The organism is Kribbella albertanoniae, assembly GCF_004348455.1.
Taxonomy (GTDB): Bacteria; Actinomycetota; Actinomycetes; order Propionibacteriales; family Kribbellaceae; genus Kribbella; species Kribbella albertanoniae.
The window spans coordinates 18164-34853 of sequence record NZ_SMKA01000016.1; the positions used below are offsets into that span (position 1 = coordinate 18164).

Consider the following 16690-nt stretch of genomic DNA (forward strand, 5'->3'; position numbering starts at 1 on the left):
GTCGCTACGCATGATCGGTGAAGCGCTCGCATTGCTGACTGCGATCGGCCGCTCGCTGGCTCGATTGGAGTGCCTTCGCGCGCTCGTCGAATCGGTCACTCGACACAACGTCACGGCGGTCGTGCTCCGCAGTGTGCTGCACTTCGCCGTTCTCGGCGCATCACAGGACATCAAGGGCATGTTCGGGCGTGTGACGGGTGCGCAGGTCATGATTCTTGATCCTCCCTGATCTGACGGACCCAGCATCTACTCGGCAGCGGGCCGATCGCAGCACGTGCGCGTTCCGGCACCACTCGTCCCTTCCCTGAGCCCGTGAGGGACCACCCGCGGAAGCCCACGACAACGAATCATCCGACAGTGAGGTCCCACATGTCCGAGATACAGCTGCTGAAAGCCCAACTCCACCAAGTCTCAAATGATGCCAGGACGGCGGCCGGAGGCCTCGCTGGCTTCAAGACAAAGTTCACGCAGAGCAGCGCTCACGTACAGGCACTGATCGCCGGTACTGCGACCGGTACCGACCGCGACATCTCGGCACTGCTCGACGCAGCCGGCAAAGCCCTTGATCATGCCGTGCAGGCGCTGGAGGTCGCCTCAAGCGGCTGCCGCACGTACGCCGATCAGATCTAGGCGACCTGTGCCATCGGATCTGCAGCGTGTTGCCCTGAGTCTCGTCGAGTCCCTCGACCAAGTCCCACAGATCGTGGGTCATCTCCAGCGGCTAGCCGTTCGTTGTCGTGAGCAAGCATCATTCATTGCCGATCTCTCGCATGGGAACCCGGCGGCGAGAACAGCTGCGCTCCAGCTCGATGCTGCTGCACGTTGCTGCGACGAGGCAGCGCACCTAGCCGCGATGACTCCTGCCAAAGCCCGAGATTGGGCGCTGGCTATGGTGAACGGCAGCGGCCCTCACAGCCAGCCGACGGATGACCCCGACCGCCGTGGTCTACAACTCGATCTCTCTGGCCTGAAGGAAAGATCCCGTCCTGCCGACGAACAGGCGCGGATCAAGCCAACGGACGCGTCAGAGCCTGCCCGGCCAGGCGAGGTCATCGAACTGTCCACTACCAATCCGGACTACAAGAAGTCGTTGAAGAAACCGATACCGAACTCGACGATTCGGATCGACAACAAGTTCACGTTCGAGACTGACGAGATGGGACGCGTCATCCGCGCCAGCGCGATCCTGGACGTCCTCGATCTTGATCATCCGCGCGACACCACCGCACAGCGCAAGCTGGTCGGCAAGCTCCCCGGAGATCACGCAGGTCACATCTTTGCTCGCATCTTCAGAGGCCCTATCGGCAGCCTGAATCTGGTTCCGATGGAAGCAACCAAGGTCACCCTTGGGCAGTACGCCGTACTGGAGAAGAGGTGGCGCAAGGCAATCGAGAACAACCAGCAGGTCGAAGTGTCGGTCGATCTCAGCTACGGCGAGCGCCGGCACCGCCCCGATATCATCATCGTTTACCACAGGATCGGCAGCGCCAAGCGCCTCAGACTCCGGATACGGAACGTACCTAAAGCAGAAGAGGAATGATGATGTCCCTCGACAGGAACACCGAGCTACTCAATACCATCGGTCGGTCGATGGTCGCTTCTGCCCCCGACGAGTGGAAGGAACTCACTCTCGTCGTGAGTGCTGTTCACTCGATGATGGAGTCTGGCCTGGAAGCAAAGACGAGCGACGGAAGCGTCGTCGACTCGGAGACCATTGACGACGCTGGCGAAGAGGCAGTCGAAGAGCTCCGCGAGATCATGTACCAGCCAGGAAAGGGGACCTGGTACGGCGCAAGGTTCACAGTCGATTCGGCAGGCAATTTCGAGGCGGACTTCGACTACGACAACCCGCCTCTAGATGGCGACGCCACGGCCGAGATGCTCGCAGATGATCAAGAACGGTTCCCAAGATCTCCCGACAGGCTCCCTGACTGGCACCCAGCCAAAGCCAAGGTCTGAAAGACTGAACAGAATCCACCTACGCCCACGCGCAAGCACCTGCTGATGTTCGACTCAGCGGTCAGCGGCGTACCTCGAGGCCGCGGCTGGCGCGCGTGCCATAACCGAGGTCGCTTCGCTCTCACGCAGTCTGGGCGAGGGGGTGTCCTGATCGGGTTGCATTCATCCGAATCTGTCGGTGCGGCCAACTACGATCAGCCCTCCACCGCTCTCCCCCACCTCGGTATCACGAAGGAAGCAATGAGTACCATCACCGACGCGGCCAAGCCCCTGCGCACGGCCATGGTCGACCGAGTTAAAGCCGTCGGCCATGCCAGCACTCCGGCTGTTGAAGAGGCGATGCGGATCGTTCCGCGGCACGAGTTCGTACCCGAGGCCAGCATCGAAGACGCGTATGCCGACATCGCGGTCATCACCAAAAGTGCGAGCGACGGTTCACCGCTGAGCTGCGCTTCCGCGCCCACGATCGTTGCCATGATGCTTGATCAGCTACAGGTCGAGCCCGGCAACCGCATCCTCGAAATCGGAGCCGGAACCGGCTACAACGCGGCCCTTCTGACGCAGCTCACTGGTCCTGGTGGTGCAGTCACGACTGTCGATATCGATCCTGAGGTCACAGCCGGTGCTCGACGTGGACTCGACGAGACTGGTAATGATCACGTCAACGTCATCACTCGCGACGGATCGCTCGGGGCTGCCGAGAACGCGCCGTACGACCGCATCATCTTCACTGTTGGCGCGTGGGACCTGACGCCAGCATTCTGGGAACAACTGGCTCCCGACGGCCGCCTGGTCGTGCCGCTGCGCTGGCGAGGCCAGACCCGCAGCGTCGCATTCGTCCGAGACGGCGATGCACTGGTGTCGGACTCGATGGAGCTGTGTGGCTTCGTCCCCATGATCGGGCAGGAAGGTGAGCGCAGCGGGGCCATCGACTCCGAGGACTTGGTCACCCTGTACTGGGACGCCGATCAGACGATCGACGCGACAAAACTGAGCGGTGTTCTTGACCAGTCCAAGGAGACCATTTGGTCCAAGGTTCTCGTTGGGCCACAGGATCCCTTTGACAGCATCTGGCTACGCATAACCGGTCGCGACAGCCGCATCTGTCGTATCTCCGCCGACCGCGCTGCTGTTGACGCCGGGCTGTGCACGCCTGCAATCCCGATCCGCAGCCCTGCGTTGGCCGAAGACGACAGCCTGGCCTACCTCGTCTTCAGGAAGATCGAAGAGGGCACGTTCGAGCTCGGCGCCATCGGCCACGGGCCGAACGGCAGACACCTCGCTGGACAGCTCTGCCATGAGATCGAGGCCTGGAACCACGACCGCAACGCCCGGCCCACCGTCCGGGTATACCTCGCCGCGACGGCTAGGTCGGCGCATTCCTTCGACCAGGCAATGACCCACCAGACGATCGAGAAGACTGCATCACGACTAGTCGTCACCGTGTCGTGAGCATCCAGCCGCGCCGGCCTTGCATGGGAGGCTTCACTGCAACTGGTAGGCATCGCTTCCTGCCGAATCTGCGACGAACGGGTATCGATGGAGACTGAAGAGTACGGGCTGGCGAAGGTGCTGACGCCACATATCGACGATGCCGAACTACGCAATGTCGACGGGCTGGCAGGCTCCGGAGCGTTGGCGGACTTCACCTACGGTCCACGCTCGCTCCGCTATCTGGCGGTAGAGGAGCGGAGGCTACTCGGCGGCCGGGTGTCGCAGGTCGAGGCTGAACGTGCGACCTTCGATCAGGTGGCGCTCCAGTCCGTGGTGATCGAACGCTGCGTGCTTGCATCGAGCGATTGGATGGACTGCGCGCTGTCCCGAGTGGTGTTCCGCAACTGCAAGCTCCTCGGCGCCAACTTCGTTGAGAACAAGTGGGCAAACGTGGTCTTTCAGAATTGCCGGATCGAGTTTGCGACCTTCGACTCGATCCAGGCGACCGCTCCGATCGTCTTCATCGATACCCGGTTCAAGGACGTCACCTTCAGGCGGTCGGACCTCCCGGGCGGTCACATGTCGCGCTGCACGCTGGACGACGTTGAGTTCGACGGCGGCACCTATACCAACTTCGATTTTCGCGGCACCGACCTGTCAACCGTCCGGGGTGCCGGCTACCTGAACGGCATCTTGATCGATCCTATGCAGCGGCAAGAGGTTGCCGAGGCTCTTGTATCCGAACTCGAGCTGCACTATCCCGACCGGGGCAGTCAGTGACTCACAATGACCAGCAGCGACGGGACTGGATGGAGAGGCACCTGGACTGGGCCGCTCGCCAGTTCGGCGTTGAGCTCTTGGAAGCACCTGTTCACACGTCGCGCTTTCACTCCGTTGGCAGCCGCGTCCTCGATGCAGGCGAAGACGCGTGGCTCCGAGTGGTGTACGACGACCCCGACTGGGGAGATGGGGACTACTTCGGCAGCAACGTAGCCGCCAACGAGATCCATGGCGTCCCCAAACCGTCGGTCAAACGGTGGAGTGAGTGGGAGGACGAGGGCCGCAGAATGCGCGGTGAGATCAGCACCTTTGTTGCCGACGCAGCCATCTCAGCCGGCATGACGCCTACCGAAAAGCCAGTTCTGTCCGATCAGTGGCTCACTGATCTCGACCGGGCATTGCAAGCACTCGCAGCCCACCCGCTTCCTGCCAGCGGTGTGGACGCAGCCCATGTGAGCAACGGCATTCGAGCGTTCTTCGGCATCGACGTTGACGTGGGTGCGGTGCCCTGGACCACAGCACACTGCGATCTTCACTGGGCCAACCTCACTGCTCCGCAGCTTGTCATCCTCGACTGGGAGATGTGGGGCAAGACCCCGGCCGGGTACGACGCTGCCAGCCTGCTCTGCGCAACGTTGATGTATCCGAGCAGCGCCGGACGGATCCGGCGTACCCTGACGCGCTTCCTGGACACACCCGCTGGACACGTCGCGATACTGGCAGCGGCAGTGCGCTACCTCCGGTTCGCCGACGGCGGAGAACTGACGGACCTGGCTTTGCCAGTTCGGCATCTCGGCCAGACTGTCATCGAGCAACTGTGAACGGACCCTCGGGTGACGACTGACGGTGGCGACGAATCCACCTTATGGAAAGTCCAAGGCGAGCGGCTGATTGACGACACCCGGCGACTGCATCTGGGCATCGCGTCAGTCGAGCTTGGCTTTGGAGGTCTCCACCAGCACCGTTTGTGGGTCAGGCTGACACCACCCGGACCAGGAGGGCACCCTAGTGTTGGTGGGAGTTGGCACCACACCCTGGCGGGCGCGCAAGCGGAGCGAGTCCGAGCAGATTGAGCGGAAGGTGGGCGCATGTCGGCGACGAAGCTCCTGGTACTCGGTGTCGTGCACCTCTCCGGCGGCGCGCATGGCTACCAGGTGCGGTACGAACTGCAGAGCTGGGGTGTGGAGAGTTGGGCCAAGATCAAGTCCGGCTCGATTTATCACGCGCTGAAGAAGGCGGCGGCTGATGGCCTCCTCACCGAACACGCCGAGCCGGGCAATTCCGGGCCGGAGCGCGTTCTGTACCGCGCGACAGCTCGGGCACGTGACGAGATAGTCGATCTGGTCCGCGACGGTCTGCGGCGCACCCACGACCCGGCCATGCTCAACGCGGCCATCGCCATGTTGCCCATGCTGACCAGGACAGATGCCATCGCGCACGTCAACGAGCGGGTCGCGCGCCTGGAAGCGGAGCTCGTAGAGCAGGCCAAGTGGTGGGAGCACTCCAATGGGGACACCCCCGAGCACGTCCGCGATCAGGCCGAACTGTGGGCGGGACACGCACGCACCGAACTGGAGTGGGCGAAGAGGCTGAGCAAACGACTGGCTGAGGGCGCCTACACCATGGCCGATGATCCGGGTTCGTGGCGAACGGTCCCCGATCACCTCAAGATGCGCTTCTAACCAAACTTGACTAGACGTTCCTCCTCGTGCACTCTGGCCAAGTAGCCAAACTTGACTAGTGCTCGACCAATCCGTTCGCAACACCGAGAGAAGGAATCGAACCGATGGGAAAGCTCGCGATCGAGACGAGAGGGTTGAAGAAGAGCTTCGGCAAGACCCACGCGGTCGCCGGTGTGGATCTGGCCGTGAGCGCCGGGGGCGTGTACGGCGTGCTCGGTCCGAACGGGGCGGGCAAGACCACCATGATCCGCATGCTGGCCACGCTCCTGCGCCCCGACGCCGGAGAGGCGCAAGTGCTCGGCTACGACGTCGTGCGTGATGCGCATTCGGTGCGGAGCAGGGTGAGCCTTACCGGGCAGTTCGCGTCGGTCGATGAGGACCTCACCGGGGTGGAGAACCTTTTGCTGCTCGCCAGGCTGCTCGGCTACTCGCGCCCGCGGGCCAGGCGGCGAGCGGCCGACCTGCTCGACGCGTTTGGCCTCGCCGATGCCGCCGACCGGCAGGTGAAGAAGTACTCCGGCGGGATGCGCCGGCGCATCGACATCGCAGCGAGCCTGGTCGTCCCCCCGGAACTGATCTTCCTCGACGAGCCGACCACCGGGCTCGACCCGCGCAGTAGGAACCAGGTGTGGGAGATCGTCAGGGGTTTGGTCGCCGAAGGCACGACCGTGTTGCTGACCACGCAGTACCTCGACGAGGCCGACCAACTGGCGGACCGCATCGCGGTGATCGACCACGGCAAGGTCATCGCCGAGGGCTCCAGCGGCCAGCTCAAGGCATCGGTCGGCGCCGGCTCGCTGCACGTACGCCTCCGTGGCCCCGAGCAGCGGGCCGAGGCCGAGCGGGTCCTCGCCGCCGCTCTCGACGTGCCGATCGAGCTCTCCGCCGACCCGGTCGCACTGTCCGCGGGGATCTCCGACCCCGAGCGGGTCGCCCGTTCCCTGGCCGAACTGTCCCGCAGCGGCATCGACGTCACCGAGTTCGCGCTCGGTCAGCCGAGCCTGGACGAGGTGTTCCTCGCCCTGACCGGACACGCCGCCGAGAAGACACCCGAGGAGGATGCCGCATGAATGCCACGTCCGCAGAGCAGGCGTCGGCGCCGGTCACCGAGGACGCGCTGCGCAGTGTGCTGTTGGCCGGCGAGCGGCCGTCTCGCCCCGGTCCGGTGCTCACCTCGTTGACATTCGGCTGGCGCGCTTTGCTGAAGATCAAACACGTCCCGGAGCAGCTCGTCGACGTGACCATGTTCCCGATCATGTTCACGCTGATGTTCACCTACCTGTTCGGTGGCGCGCTCGCCGGGTCGACTCAGGAGTACCTGCAGTTCCTGCTGCCCGGCATCCTGGTGCAGGCGAACGTCATGATCACCATGAACACCGGCATTACGCTGAACACCGACATCCAGAAGGGGGTGTTCGACAGGTTCAGGTCACTTCCGGTGTGGCGACCGTCGCCGCTGGTCGGCGCCCTGCTCGGCGATCTGGTGCGCTACTCGATCGGGTCGGCGATCGTGATCACGCTCGGACTGGTCCTAGGGTTCCGGCCAGTGGGTGGCGCCGTCGGGGTGGTGCTCTCGGTGGAGCTGCTGCTGGTGTTCTCGTTCTGCCTGTCGTGGCTGTGGACGATGCTCAGCCTGATCCTGCGCACGCCGAACTCGGTGGCGGGAGTCAGCATGATGCTGATGTTCCCGCTGACGTTCGTGAGCAACATCTTCGTGGACCCGAAGACGATGCCCGGATGGCTTCAGGCGGTCGTCGAGGTCAACCCGATCACCCACCTGGCGACCGTGGTACGCGGCCTGATGCACGGCTCGGTGCCGGCCGGGGAAATCGGCTGGGTGCTCGTCTCGTCCGTACTTCTCGTCGCGGTGTTCGGTCCCATCACCATGGTCCTCTACCGCAACAAGAAGTAGATGCCGCTACGAGCACTGGGTCGAGATCAACTCCGACAACCCGGCCCACTCGGCCAACGCCATCACCGGTACCAGGCCCGGACACGACAAGGAGAGTCGAATGAGCACCATCCCCAAGAACAACTCGGAAACCGTTGCGCACACGCCCGGGCGGGCGATCAGCATCGGGGTCTGGATTCTGCACGTCGCGCTGGCGGCGACAATCGCCGGCGGCGGAATCTCGAAGCTCGCCGGCGACCCGGTCATGGTGGACATGTTCGCCGACATCGGGGCTGGCCAGTGGCTCCGGTACCTGGTCGGAGCGCTGGAGGTCTCGGGAGGGGTTGGACTTCTGATCCCGGCTCTGGCGGGCCTGGCCAGTCTCGGGTTGGCGGCATTGCTGACCGGTGCTGTCATCACGGATCAATTCGTGCTCGATAAGAGCCCTTGGCTGGCGCTCGCCCTTCTCGTCGTGGCGGCCGTGATCGCAAGGGCGCGGTGGTCGCGCACCGTGGCCGTCGTCGGCACGCTGCTCAGGCGATGAGACAAACCTCTCGAACGGAGATGTGAGATGAACGAGATGGCCTTTTGCGTGACATTAGACGATGGCACCACCATCGCCTACGACCGGAAGGGAAGCGGCCCGGCTGTCGTCCTGGTAGGCGGCGGACTGGACGACGGAGCCGAGAACGCTCCCTTGGCACCTGCTCTCGCCGAGCACTTCACGGTTTACAACTATGCCCGTCGGTGACGCGGCGCGAGCGGCTTCACCGAGCCCTACGCCGTGGAGCGGGAGATCGAAGACCTGGATGCGTTGATCGCGGAGGCTGGTGGCTCGGCGCACGTGTTCGGGGCGTCCTCTGGCGGTGCGTTGGCGCTGGAGGCCGCCGCGGCAGGGTCTGCCATCGACACGATCGCCGTGTGGGAGGTGCCATATGCGGTCGGAGACGACCTGCGCTCGAGATTCGGTGACTGCGTGCTGTTCCAGGTGGTGCAGGAGCCTCCACCCGAGGCCTTGGCCACCGTGGTCGGGCTGGACGAACATCTTCCGCACCTCGACCAATCGCTCGTCTCGATCGTAGGTCCGGTAGCCGCCGCATCCCACTGGATCGCTGGTCGGTGTGTAGCCCACGAGCAGCAGCCCCTGCGGTACGACGTAGTCGCTGACAGCCCGGGCGTCCGGTGAGTCCGCAAAGCCGTACCTTCCGACCTGCTCGGCGTACAGGGCCTGAACCAAGGTCTGTACGTCACCGTGGTCGTAACTCCGTCCCTCTAACCGGATCGGACCGCTGAACTCCGCCGTGGTCGACAACTGGCCACGCCGAATCTACCCGCCGTTGCGTGAGGCCCTGGCGCCGTTCACCGCTTGCCCATAGCAACGATCACTTCTTCTCTTCGCGGACGTCTTTTCCCTGTTCGGCGAAGGCTTTGAAGTCTTGCATGTGTTGTTGCGACTGTTTGTGGAAAGCGCTGGGCATGAGGAGGCCGAGCAGTCGCATCAGCAGGTTGCTGAAGCGGTATTCGCTGTGCTGCTCCCAGAGCGTTGTCGTCGGACTGGCTTCGGTTAGTCGGTCGTGTGTGTCGCTCCACATGCCTGCGCCGACGATCTCGCGGGCGAAGTGGACGGCGATGCCTTTCGGGATGTCGTGCAGGTCTGTTGGGTCGCGGCGGGTGATCGTTTCGGTGCATTCGATCGTCCGTTTTCCCGACTGCATTACGACTCGCGACTTGGTACCGAGGTGCCCGTGGATCCCGCTCAGCGGCTCGTGCAGCACTACGCCGCGCAGCCACTTCGGTATGTGTGCTGGGTCGGCGAGTAGCTGGGCCACCTTCTCTAGCGGCAGGGCGATCTCGATTGAGTTGGAGTACTTCATGGCGCGTCGGGTGCGTAGAACTTGGTGGTGGCTTCGACGGCGGCCGCGACGTGGTCCGGTTCGACGCCGGCGGCTAGGTGAGCCTCGCCCCAGGCTGCGGCGCTGCGGCGGATGAACTCGCGCACTTCGGGCGACTTGTGGACCTCGTCGTGGTTGGCGGTCTTGCCATCGGCCAACAGCCGGGCCAGTGCGAGGAGAGCCAGGTCCCAGCCAACACCGCCGGCGCCGGGGCCGTAGGTCGGGAAGAGGGGCTCCTCGAGGACCGCTGCGTGGATCAGCTCGAATTCGGTGTCGCCGGTCGGGCCCGGGGCTAGGCGCACTTCCACCTCGCTTGTGCCGGGCCAAGCGTCGGCTTCCGGTCCGTAGAGCCAGGACACTTTGAGCAGCCTCGGCGGTTCGCACTGGAGGATCTCGCCGTGCTCACCACCGTCCAACTCGAACTTCCCGCCGAGCCGCAGATCTCCGGTGACCGGCCTCAGCCAGCGATGCAGGCGTTCGGGGCTGGTCAGGGCGTCCCAGACGTCGTCGACGTGCGCTGCGTAGCGCCGCCGTACCTCGATGGTGTACGCGTCGCCGGCGGGCAAACTGCCCTTGCCCATAGCGCGATGCGCGGCGGCCAGTTCGTCCAAGACCTCTTTCATGTCATGTTTCCTTCGCTGATTGATCAGTACGTCGACCTCGCTCAGCGGCGCGGGCTCGGCGGCGTAGAACCAGGATAATACCGGTCTCCACTTATATAAGCCAGGCCTGGTATATGCAGTCGGCGTCGACCGCTCCAGGGCCTCAGGTCGCCAGTCGGCTCGTGTAGCCGGCGGCGATCAGGCGTTCGTAGGCAGACAGTACGTCGGGCGCGACCTTCTGCTCGATGGCGAAGCCGCGGGCGGGGTAGTCGATGACGCGCTGCAGGTCTCCGACCAGCATGGAGAGCACGAGGCCGGCATCGCCGATCGTGTCGATGTAGCTGACCAAGTCGATCGGATCGGAGACACAGGTCGCCTGTACATCCGGCCAGATCTTCCTGCAGGTCGCGAAGGCTCGGCGTTCCATGTAGGGCTTCGAGATGAGCAGCACGGACTTGACCGCCGTACCGGCGAGGAGGTCGCGGGTGAAGGCGATGTTCTGGCCTGTGTTCATCGCCAGGGGTTCGACCAGGATGTTGGTCGCGGGCACTCCGAGTTTGATGGCGTGGTCGCGGTAGTGGATCGCTTCGCCGCGCGGGAAGTAAGCGGCGGTGCTTGGGCTGTTGCCTCCGGTGAAGACGAGGGTCGGGAACAGGCCTTGGTGGAAGAGGTGGGCGGCGAAGGTCGCGACGCCGAGGTCGTGGCTGCCGAGGCCGATGCCGATGTCGGCAGGGCGCCGTACGTGGTTCATCTGGTGGTACTTCCAGATGAGTTGAGCGTCAGCCATCACCTCGTCGGCCGTCATCGGGCGAGGTCGACGAGAGTGTCGATTGAGTCGGCGACGATGGTTGGGTCGTCGGATTGGATGGTGTGGCCGCCGTGGCGGGCGACCTTGTGGGTGGCGCCTAGGTCTGCGGCTAGGGATTGTTGATGGGCTTGCCAGCGGTTGTCCAGTTCGGTGGGGGTGAAGGGGTGCCAGCGGGTGAAGTCGATGGTGTCGTCTTCTAGCCAGTGGCCGGGGCGGCTGGCGATGACGATGCTGGGGATGTCGAGGGGACGTCTGCTGCGGGTGACGTCAGCGACGCTGGCAGGTATGGCGAAGGTCAGGTTGCCGTCCGCGGCGGTGAGGATGGGGTTGTCGACGTCCAGGTTCAGGTGGATGTCGGAGGTGTCGACCAGGACCAGGCCGGCGACGGGCCATTGCGACGCGTAGATGAGGGCGATCAGGCCGCCGAGTGAGTGGCCGACCAGGATGAGCGGTCCTGGGAGGTCGGCCGCAGCTAGCAACCCCCGCAGTTCGTCCGCAGCGGCGCCAAGTGTGCGGGGCGACAGATCCGGTGTCTCGCTGTCGCCGATGCCGGCGCGGTCGTAGGTCAGGCGGGTTGTCGAGGATCGTAGTACGGCGATGGCTGCGTCCCAGGAGTCTCGGCCGCCGCCCGCGCCGGAGACGAAGACGACTGTTGGCGAGCCCTCCCCCGCGATCTCAGCTGCAAGTTCGTATCCGCCGACGTCGAACGTGGTGGTCGCCATGGGGACGAGACTAGGACGTCAGCAGGACCGCACCTGTGCCCGCGGCGCGTCGTACGGCGAGAGGTTGGCTAGTACACGGTGGGCTTGGGAGAGTGGGGTTATGCCTAAGAGTCGTGGGCGTAAGCCGAGCAAGCGTTCGAAGCGGCAGCCTGGGCGGCCAGGTGGACCGGCGGTGGTGGCTAGGCCTGCTCCGGTCGGTGGTGATCTGGACGATGCGGCCGAGCGTCGATTGTTTGCGATGCCGTACGTCGACGTCCGGATCGGGGACGAGGACTTCGTCGACCTGGACCCGGACTCGGAGGACGAGCGGAGCCTGTTGATCCAGGGCGAACATCCCGAGTACCACGACGCGCTTGAGGATCCTGATTTCGAGGGTGAGATCGATGGCGTGAATCCGCGGTTGCATCTCGTGATGCATGAGATCGTCGTGAACCAACTCTGGGCCAACGACCCGCCTGAGGTGTGGGAGACGGCGCGCAGGCTCCGCGATGCCGGCGAAGACAGGCACGACATTCTGCACGCCATCGGAAGGCTGGTCGTGGGGCATGTCCACGCCGCACTGCGCAACGAGCCTTACGACCTGGATCTCTACCGCTCCCAACTCGATCAGCTCGGCCGCGACGGCTTGATCAGCTGACCAGGCCCGCCAACGACACGCAGTACGGCGTTGACCTCAAGCACAGTTGAGGTATCAGGGTTTCCTTCATGAGCACAACGGACATCGACACACAGACACGCGAAGCTGAGATCGAAGCAATCATGCAGGTGATCGCTACGGTTGAGCACGCCCAGAACAACGAGCTTCCCGAGGAGTTTCTCAGCCTGTTCCGGGCTGACGCGATCTGGACGACGGGCGGCGGCAAGCGCCTGTTCGGTCGGGATGCGATCTCGGAATTCACCCATCAGGTGCTTCCCGGCGCGATGAAGGACACGACAGTCAGGTTCGAACTGGAGCACCTGATGTTCATCCGCCCCGACGTTGCCGCAGTCAAGCTGCGCCAGATCTACGAGACGCCGGACGGGCCGGACGTGGGTTCGCCGTTATGGATCCTGGCCAAGGAGGACGGCAAGTGGCTGTTGACGGCCGCCCAGAACATCGGCGTACCGGATGACGAGTTGATGGCGGATACGGATCGGAGGCCCGTCTTCGCTCCCGGGACTTAGAACGTGTGGTGATTGGACTGAGTGGATTCTCCTGTTGGACAGCTGGCCCGGTGGGGAGGAGGTTGGAAGGTATGGAATTCACTCATCTTGGCCGGACCGGCCTCACTGTCAGCCGTATCTGTTTGGGCACGATGAACTTTGGGCCGCACACGAGCGTCGAGGACTCGCACGCGATCATGGATGCGGCCCATGAGAAGGGCATCAACTTCTTCGACACCGCCAACGGGTACGGGCGTGCGATCTATCCGGGGCGTACCGAGGAGATCGTCGGCGAGTGGTTTGCCAAGGATCCCAAGAACCGCGAGAAGACGGTGCTCGCGACGAAGGTCTACGGGGATATGGGGTCGGACTGGCCCAACACGAACAAGTTGTCGGCGCTCAACATTCGGCGGGCGCTCGACGCGAGTCTGAAGCGGTTGCAGACGGATTACGTCGACCTGTACCAGTTCCACCACATCGACCGGGCGACGCCTTGGGACGAGATCTGGCAGGCGATCGAGGTCGCCGTACAGCAGGGCAAGATCTTGTACGCCGGGAGCAGCAACTTCGCTGGTTGGCACATCGCGCAGGCGCAGGCGGCTGCGGCGAACCGGAACTTCAACGGGCTCGTCAGCGAGCAGTCGATCTACAACCTGATCGTTCGCGATGTCGAGCGGGAGGTGCTGCCGGCTGCGCAGGAGTATGGGCTCGGCGTCATCCCGTGGTCGCCGCTGCAGGGTGGGCTGCTCGGTGGCGTGATCCGCAAGGAGAACCAGGGTGTACGGCGTACTGAGGGGCGCGCGAAAGAGGCGCTCGAGAGGTTGCGGCCGCAGATCGAGCAGTACGAGGCGTTTGCGGATGAGCTCGGGCATGAGCCGGGCGACGTGGCGCTCGCGTGGTTGCTGCACCAGCCGGCGGTGACGGGGCCGATCGTGGGGCCGCGGACGATGGAGCAGCTGGAGTCCGCCGTACGGGCGGTCGATGTGAAGCTCGACGACAAGGCGCTCGCCAAGCTCGACGAGATCTTCCCGGGCTACAAGACCGCCCCGGAGGACTACGCCTGGTGACACCGACGATCTGAGCGCCGTACCACTTGATTGGTACGGCGCTCGGGTCAGCTCGGCCAGGTGCGCAAGGCGGCTCGGGCGAAGGTCACGCCTTCCGGTGTCGGTAGGTCGGGCACGCTGAACCGTCGCTCGCGGGCCACGGCTCCGATGCGACGCAGCACCGCTTGGGTATCCCAAGCGGCTTCACTCGCCATCGTTGAACTGATCGGCCTGCCGTCGTTGAACCCCCAGCCGAGCGCGGTGAGCAAACTCGCGACCGTCGAGTGAGAGTCAGCGTAGGATCGCGCGGCGAGTGCGACCAGGACGATGAGCCCGGCCTGGGTGTTGTAGGGCTCTCGCTTGGTCGGTGGCAGGTGTTCGGCCACATGCCACCACAACGCGAGGGGATCCTGGCGAACCGCGCGCCCACGCGGTGTGAGGACGAGAGCTCCTTTGTACTTGCGCACCAGGCCCAGCATCTGCGCGGTCTCCCGCAGGGTCAGTACGGGCAGCGTCTGGACCTCGCGGTTGCCCTTGCCGATCCATTCATCGCCCAGGCCGAGCTCAGCCATCGCGGCTTCCACGTCGGCGGGCCGTAGGTAGCCGGCGCTGGTCAGCTTGATGCCGTCGGTGCCAACGCGGTTCAGCAGCCAGGAGTACGGCGCGACCATCTCGGCGGCTGTAGCTGCGTCGATATCAATCGGCTGGTCCAAGCCGGCTCTGGCGATCAACTGCTGGAACTTCCGTCGCTCAGGTGTCGAGCGGATCGCGTTGACGAGCCCTTCGAGCGGTCCGGCGAGCGCTGGTTGCTTGGTGCCGGCCACAGCAAGCATCTCGTTGATGGCTTCGAGATCAAACGGAGTCGGCGCGTACTGGCTGGGATCGGCACCGGCGCCGAACCGGCTGACCCAGTCAGCGATTGCGGCTGCGCTGCCCGGATCGCTGGGGTCGATCGCCGTACAGATCTGCTCGTAGCCGTCTACCCCTCCGCAGTCCTCACACGGCCCGGGACGCCGGCCGTCGACACAGTGGGCTCGGGGAGCGGACTCAACCCGCGGCTGCACGGATTCGAGCTTGATGACGTGCATCCAGTCGTCGCCGAAGTCGTACAGGTAGAGCAGTTCGTCGCCCTGCTCAACCAGGACCTCGTCGAGGCGCACCTCGTTCTCCGGTACGCCGGTCTCGCCTTCCTCGACCTGGAACGGGCACAGGTAATGCTCGCTCGTCTGGTCGTAGTACGCCGCGCCCGACGCGAACTCGTGCAGGTGGCTGTCGGTCCAGCCGAAGGCGACCTGAATGATGTCGTGGACCTCGTTCAAGAACAGGTCGGAGGCGAGCTCCAACCGCCGCCACAACAGCGGCTCGGTCTCCTCGAGCTCAACGCGTACCTGATAGGTGACGACATCGTCGCGGCGAGGTCTCCGGCGCGACGGGCGTGGCACGTCACGATTCATGAACCGCTCCATCAGAGCGGTGGTGATGGCCGACACTGGCTGGGAATCATGCTTGCTCGCCACGCCCGCAACACTAGCGGCGCCGCTGTGGCGATCAGTTGTGGACTGCGGTTGTGGGGAGCATGCCGAGGAGGGCGTCGGCTGCCAGGGAGGCGGCGGTGCCGGTGGGGACGGCTACGGAGACCTGCCAGTCGGCGGCGCTGCCGGGGGTGAGGGGGACGGTGCAGTGGTCGCCGCGCTTGGCGGCGATGCGCTCGGGGACCAGGGCTACGCCTAGGTTGTGAGCGACCAGGGCTAGGAGAGTGTGTACGTCGTTCACCTCGATGGTGACCGGGTGTGCGACGCCGGCGGTGGTGAAGGCTCGGTCGGAGATGGTGCGGGCGCCCCAGGTCCGGTCGAAGTCGACGAACGACTCGCCTGCTAGGTCGTCCAGAGAGACGGGGCGACCGGCGGCCAGGCGGTGATCCGGGGCGCAGACGAGGACCATCGGCTCGCGGGACAGTGAGCGGAGGTCGAGTCCGTCGACCGGGTCACCGGCGGTGGCCACGAAGGCGAGATCGAGGCGGCCGGAGGCTAGTTCGTCGAGCATTGGGGTGGAGCCGCCTTGGCGGACCTCGATCTCGACGCCGGGGTAGGCGGAGCGGAACTTCGCGAGGAGGGCTGGTACGTCGACCACACCGAGGCACTGCTCTAGGCCGACGGTTAGGTGACCGCGGAGAAGGCCTTGGACTGCGGCGACTGCGTCGCGAGCGGCCTCGGCTGCGGCGAGGGTACGGCGGCCTTCGCAGAGGAGCGCGCGTCCCGCTTCGGTGAGCTCGACGCTGCGGGTGTTGCGGACGAAGAGCGAGGCGCGGAGCTCACGTTCGAGCGCGCGGATCGAGGCGGACAGACCGGACTGCGAGATGGACATCGCCTCGGCCGCGCGCGTGAAGTGCTTCTGCTCAGCGACGGCCACGAAGTGTTCCAAGTGCCTGAGCTCCATGACTAAGAACTCTAGTCGATCACCACAACCCCATTCTGCTCTGCCAAATGTTGCCGACTGATCGCCGCGGCTGGCCGAATCCTCCGACCGACAGGACGTATACGCATGCCGGCGACACCGGACCGCCAACGGTGAGCGTGAATCGGACACCCAGTGGACCTATATGTCCTGTTCTTCGGAGGATCGGTCGGTAACGACACGTAGTAGTCGACCCGTCGAGTGCCGGTCACGCCTGAGGACCGGCGGCCGGATCACCTCGTAGGTACCACTACGTGTCGTTACCGACGTCGAGTGC

Annotated in this window: 21 protein-coding genes and 1 pseudogene; 15 read left to right on the forward strand and 7 right to left on the reverse strand. The window is 64.5% G+C overall.

Annotated elements, in window-relative coordinates; all coding sequences use genetic code 11:
- Positions 1-10 precede the first annotated feature (10 nt).
- The 12 genes from E1261_RS06640 (at position 11) to E1261_RS46250 (ending at position 8497) form a co-directional block, all read left to right on the forward strand.
- Complete coding sequence (locus tag E1261_RS06640) at positions 11-229, forward strand: hypothetical protein (protein ID WP_132403483.1); 219 nt, start codon at positions 11-13, stop codon at positions 227-229.
- 140 nt (positions 230-369) lie between these two features.
- Positions 370-630: a hypothetical protein gene (locus tag E1261_RS06645; protein ID WP_132403486.1), complete on the forward strand. Its 261-nt coding sequence runs from the start codon at positions 370-372 to the stop codon at positions 628-630.
- A 259-nt stretch (positions 631-889) separates the two neighbouring features.
- Positions 890-1540 carry a DNA/RNA non-specific endonuclease gene (locus E1261_RS06650; protein ID WP_238176048.1) on the forward strand — a complete coding sequence of 217 codons (651 nt, stop codon included), beginning with the start codon at positions 890-892 and terminating at the stop codon, positions 1538-1540.
- On the forward strand, positions 1537-1959 hold the full coding sequence (locus E1261_RS06655; protein ID WP_132403492.1) for an antitoxin YezG family protein: 423 nt from the start codon (positions 1537-1539) through the stop codon (positions 1957-1959). The genes E1261_RS06650 and E1261_RS06655 overlap by 4 nt, the downstream gene beginning before the upstream one ends.
- Before the next feature lie 240 nt (positions 1960-2199).
- Positions 2200-3411 carry a methyltransferase, FxLD system gene (gene fxlM, locus E1261_RS06660; protein ID WP_132403495.1) on the forward strand — a complete coding sequence of 404 codons (1212 nt, stop codon included), beginning with the start codon at positions 2200-2202 and terminating at the stop codon, positions 3409-3411.
- A gap of 87 nt (positions 3412-3498) precedes the next feature.
- Positions 3499-4173 carry a pentapeptide repeat-containing protein gene (locus E1261_RS06665; RefSeq protein WP_132403498.1) on the forward strand — a complete coding sequence of 225 codons (675 nt, stop codon included), beginning with the start codon at positions 3499-3501 and terminating at the stop codon, positions 4171-4173.
- A 29-nt stretch (positions 4174-4202) separates the two neighbouring features.
- Complete coding sequence (locus E1261_RS06670) at positions 4203-4994, forward strand: phosphotransferase (protein ID WP_132403501.1); 792 nt, start codon at positions 4203-4205, stop codon at positions 4992-4994.
- Positions 4995-5261: 267 nt separating this feature from the next.
- Entirely contained in the window at positions 5262-5855 is a 594-nt protein-coding gene (locus E1261_RS06680; protein ID WP_132403504.1) for a PadR family transcriptional regulator, read from the forward strand.
- Positions 5856-5959: 104 nt separating this feature from the next.
- On the forward strand, positions 5960-6925 hold the full coding sequence (locus E1261_RS06685) for an ATP-binding cassette domain-containing protein (protein WP_132403507.1): 966 nt from the start codon (positions 5960-5962) through the stop codon (positions 6923-6925).
- Entirely contained in the window at positions 6922-7767 is an 846-nt protein-coding gene (locus tag E1261_RS06690) for an ABC transporter permease (RefSeq protein ID WP_132403510.1), read from the forward strand. Before E1261_RS06685 ends, E1261_RS06690 begins: the two co-directional genes overlap by 4 nt.
- 100 nt (positions 7768-7867) lie before the next feature.
- Complete coding sequence (locus E1261_RS06695) at positions 7868-8290, forward strand: DoxX family protein (RefSeq protein WP_132403512.1); 423 nt, start codon at positions 7868-7870, stop codon at positions 8288-8290.
- 48 nt (positions 8291-8338) lie between these two features.
- Positions 8339-8497, forward strand: coding sequence for an alpha/beta fold hydrolase (locus tag E1261_RS46250; protein ID WP_238176049.1), 159 nt, complete (start codon positions 8339-8341; stop codon positions 8495-8497).
- 270 nt (positions 8498-8767) lie between these two features.
- Here E1261_RS46250 and E1261_RS47075 read toward each other — a convergent pair.
- From E1261_RS47075 to E1261_RS06720, 5 genes and pseudogenes are all read right to left on the reverse strand, one after another.
- Positions 8768-8878, reverse strand: a pseudogene (locus E1261_RS47075) (hypothetical protein); the annotation flags it as partial.
- Positions 8879-9128: 250 nt separating this feature from the next.
- On the reverse strand, positions 9129-9620 hold the full coding sequence (locus tag E1261_RS06705; protein ID WP_132403515.1) for an SRPBCC family protein: 492 nt from the start codon (positions 9618-9620) through the stop codon (positions 9129-9131).
- Positions 9617-10261, reverse strand: a complete 645-nt coding sequence (locus tag E1261_RS06710; RefSeq protein ID WP_202874376.1) for an SRPBCC domain-containing protein — start codon at positions 10259-10261, stop codon at positions 9617-9619. The genes E1261_RS06705 and E1261_RS06710 overlap by 4 nt, the downstream gene beginning before the upstream one ends.
- 142 nt (positions 10262-10403) lie before the next feature.
- Complete coding sequence (locus E1261_RS06715) at positions 10404-11045, reverse strand: YdcF family protein (RefSeq protein WP_132403518.1); 642 nt, start codon at positions 11043-11045, stop codon at positions 10404-10406.
- Positions 11042-11770 (reverse strand): alpha/beta fold hydrolase, encoded by a 729-nt coding sequence (locus tag E1261_RS06720; protein WP_132403521.1) that lies wholly within the window; start codon positions 11768-11770, stop codon positions 11042-11044. Before E1261_RS06720 ends, E1261_RS06715 begins: the two co-directional genes overlap by 4 nt.
- A gap of 100 nt (positions 11771-11870) precedes the next feature.
- On the opposite strand from E1261_RS06720, the gene E1261_RS06725 reads away from it, so the two are divergent.
- From E1261_RS06725 to E1261_RS06735, 3 genes are all read left to right on the forward strand, one after another.
- Positions 11871-12407 (forward strand): DUF1841 family protein, encoded by a 537-nt coding sequence (locus tag E1261_RS06725; protein WP_165952400.1) that lies wholly within the window; start codon positions 11871-11873, stop codon positions 12405-12407.
- Positions 12408-12475: 68 nt separating this feature from the next.
- The gene (locus E1261_RS06730; RefSeq protein WP_132403527.1) at positions 12476-12934 is read left to right on the forward strand and encodes an SgcJ/EcaC family oxidoreductase; all 459 of its coding nucleotides are present in this window, start codon (positions 12476-12478) and stop codon (positions 12932-12934) included.
- 71 nt (positions 12935-13005) lie between these two features.
- Positions 13006-13980, forward strand: coding sequence for an aldo/keto reductase (locus E1261_RS06735; protein ID WP_132403530.1), 975 nt, complete (start codon positions 13006-13008; stop codon positions 13978-13980).
- A gap of 47 nt (positions 13981-14027) precedes the next feature.
- Here E1261_RS06735 and E1261_RS06740 read toward each other — a convergent pair whose 3' ends face one another.
- Positions 14028-15476, reverse strand: coding sequence for a plasmid pRiA4b ORF-3 family protein (locus E1261_RS06740; protein WP_202874378.1), 1449 nt, complete (start codon positions 15474-15476; stop codon positions 14028-14030).
- A 31-nt stretch (positions 15477-15507) separates the two neighbouring features.
- Positions 15508-16395 (reverse strand): LysR family transcriptional regulator, encoded by an 888-nt coding sequence (locus E1261_RS06745; RefSeq protein WP_132403533.1) that lies wholly within the window; start codon positions 16393-16395, stop codon positions 15508-15510.
- Positions 16396-16690 lie beyond the last annotated feature (295 nt).

Coding starts and splice junctions, on each gene's coding strand:
- E1261_RS06655 (WP_132403492.1), top strand. CDS start 1,537: ATGATGATGTCCCTCGACAGGAACACCGAGCTACTCAATACCATCGGT.
- E1261_RS06640 (WP_132403483.1), top strand. CDS start 11: ATGATCGGTGAAGCGCTCGCATTGCTGACTGCGATCGGCCGCTCGCTG.
- E1261_RS06665 (WP_132403498.1), top strand. CDS start 3,499: ATGGAGACTGAAGAGTACGGGCTGGCGAAGGTGCTGACGCCACATATC.
- E1261_RS06710 (WP_202874376.1), bottom strand. CDS start 10,261: ATGAAAGAGGTCTTGGACGAACTGGCCGCCGCGCATCGCGCTATGGGC.
- E1261_RS06715 (WP_132403518.1), bottom strand. CDS start 11,045: ATGACGGCCGACGAGGTGATGGCTGACGCTCAACTCATCTGGAAGTAC.
- E1261_RS06730 (WP_132403527.1), top strand. CDS start 12,476: ATGAGCACAACGGACATCGACACACAGACACGCGAAGCTGAGATCGAA.
- E1261_RS06670 (WP_132403501.1), top strand. CDS start 4,203: ATGGAGAGGCACCTGGACTGGGCCGCTCGCCAGTTCGGCGTTGAGCTC.
- fxlM (WP_132403495.1), top strand. CDS start 2,200: ATGAGTACCATCACCGACGCGGCCAAGCCCCTGCGCACGGCCATGGTC.
- E1261_RS06705 (WP_132403515.1), bottom strand. CDS start 9,620: ATGAAGTACTCCAACTCAATCGAGATCGCCCTGCCGCTAGAGAAGGTG.
- E1261_RS06695 (WP_132403512.1), top strand. CDS start 7,868: ATGAGCACCATCCCCAAGAACAACTCGGAAACCGTTGCGCACACGCCC.
- E1261_RS06725 (WP_165952400.1), top strand. CDS start 11,871: ATGCCTAAGAGTCGTGGGCGTAAGCCGAGCAAGCGTTCGAAGCGGCAG.
- E1261_RS06650 (WP_238176048.1), top strand. CDS start 890: ATGGTGAACGGCAGCGGCCCTCACAGCCAGCCGACGGATGACCCCGAC.
- E1261_RS06645 (WP_132403486.1), top strand. CDS start 370: ATGTCCGAGATACAGCTGCTGAAAGCCCAACTCCACCAAGTCTCAAAT.
- E1261_RS06735 (WP_132403530.1), top strand. CDS start 13,006: ATGGAATTCACTCATCTTGGCCGGACCGGCCTCACTGTCAGCCGTATC.
- E1261_RS06745 (WP_132403533.1), bottom strand. CDS start 16,395: ATGGAGCTCAGGCACTTGGAACACTTCGTGGCCGTCGCTGAGCAGAAG.
- E1261_RS06685 (WP_132403507.1), top strand. CDS start 5,960: ATGGGAAAGCTCGCGATCGAGACGAGAGGGTTGAAGAAGAGCTTCGGC.
- E1261_RS06720 (WP_132403521.1), bottom strand. CDS start 11,770: ATGGCGACCACCACGTTCGACGTCGGCGGATACGAACTTGCAGCTGAG.
- E1261_RS06680 (WP_132403504.1), top strand. CDS start 5,262: ATGTCGGCGACGAAGCTCCTGGTACTCGGTGTCGTGCACCTCTCCGGC.
- E1261_RS06690 (WP_132403510.1), top strand. CDS start 6,922: ATGAATGCCACGTCCGCAGAGCAGGCGTCGGCGCCGGTCACCGAGGAC.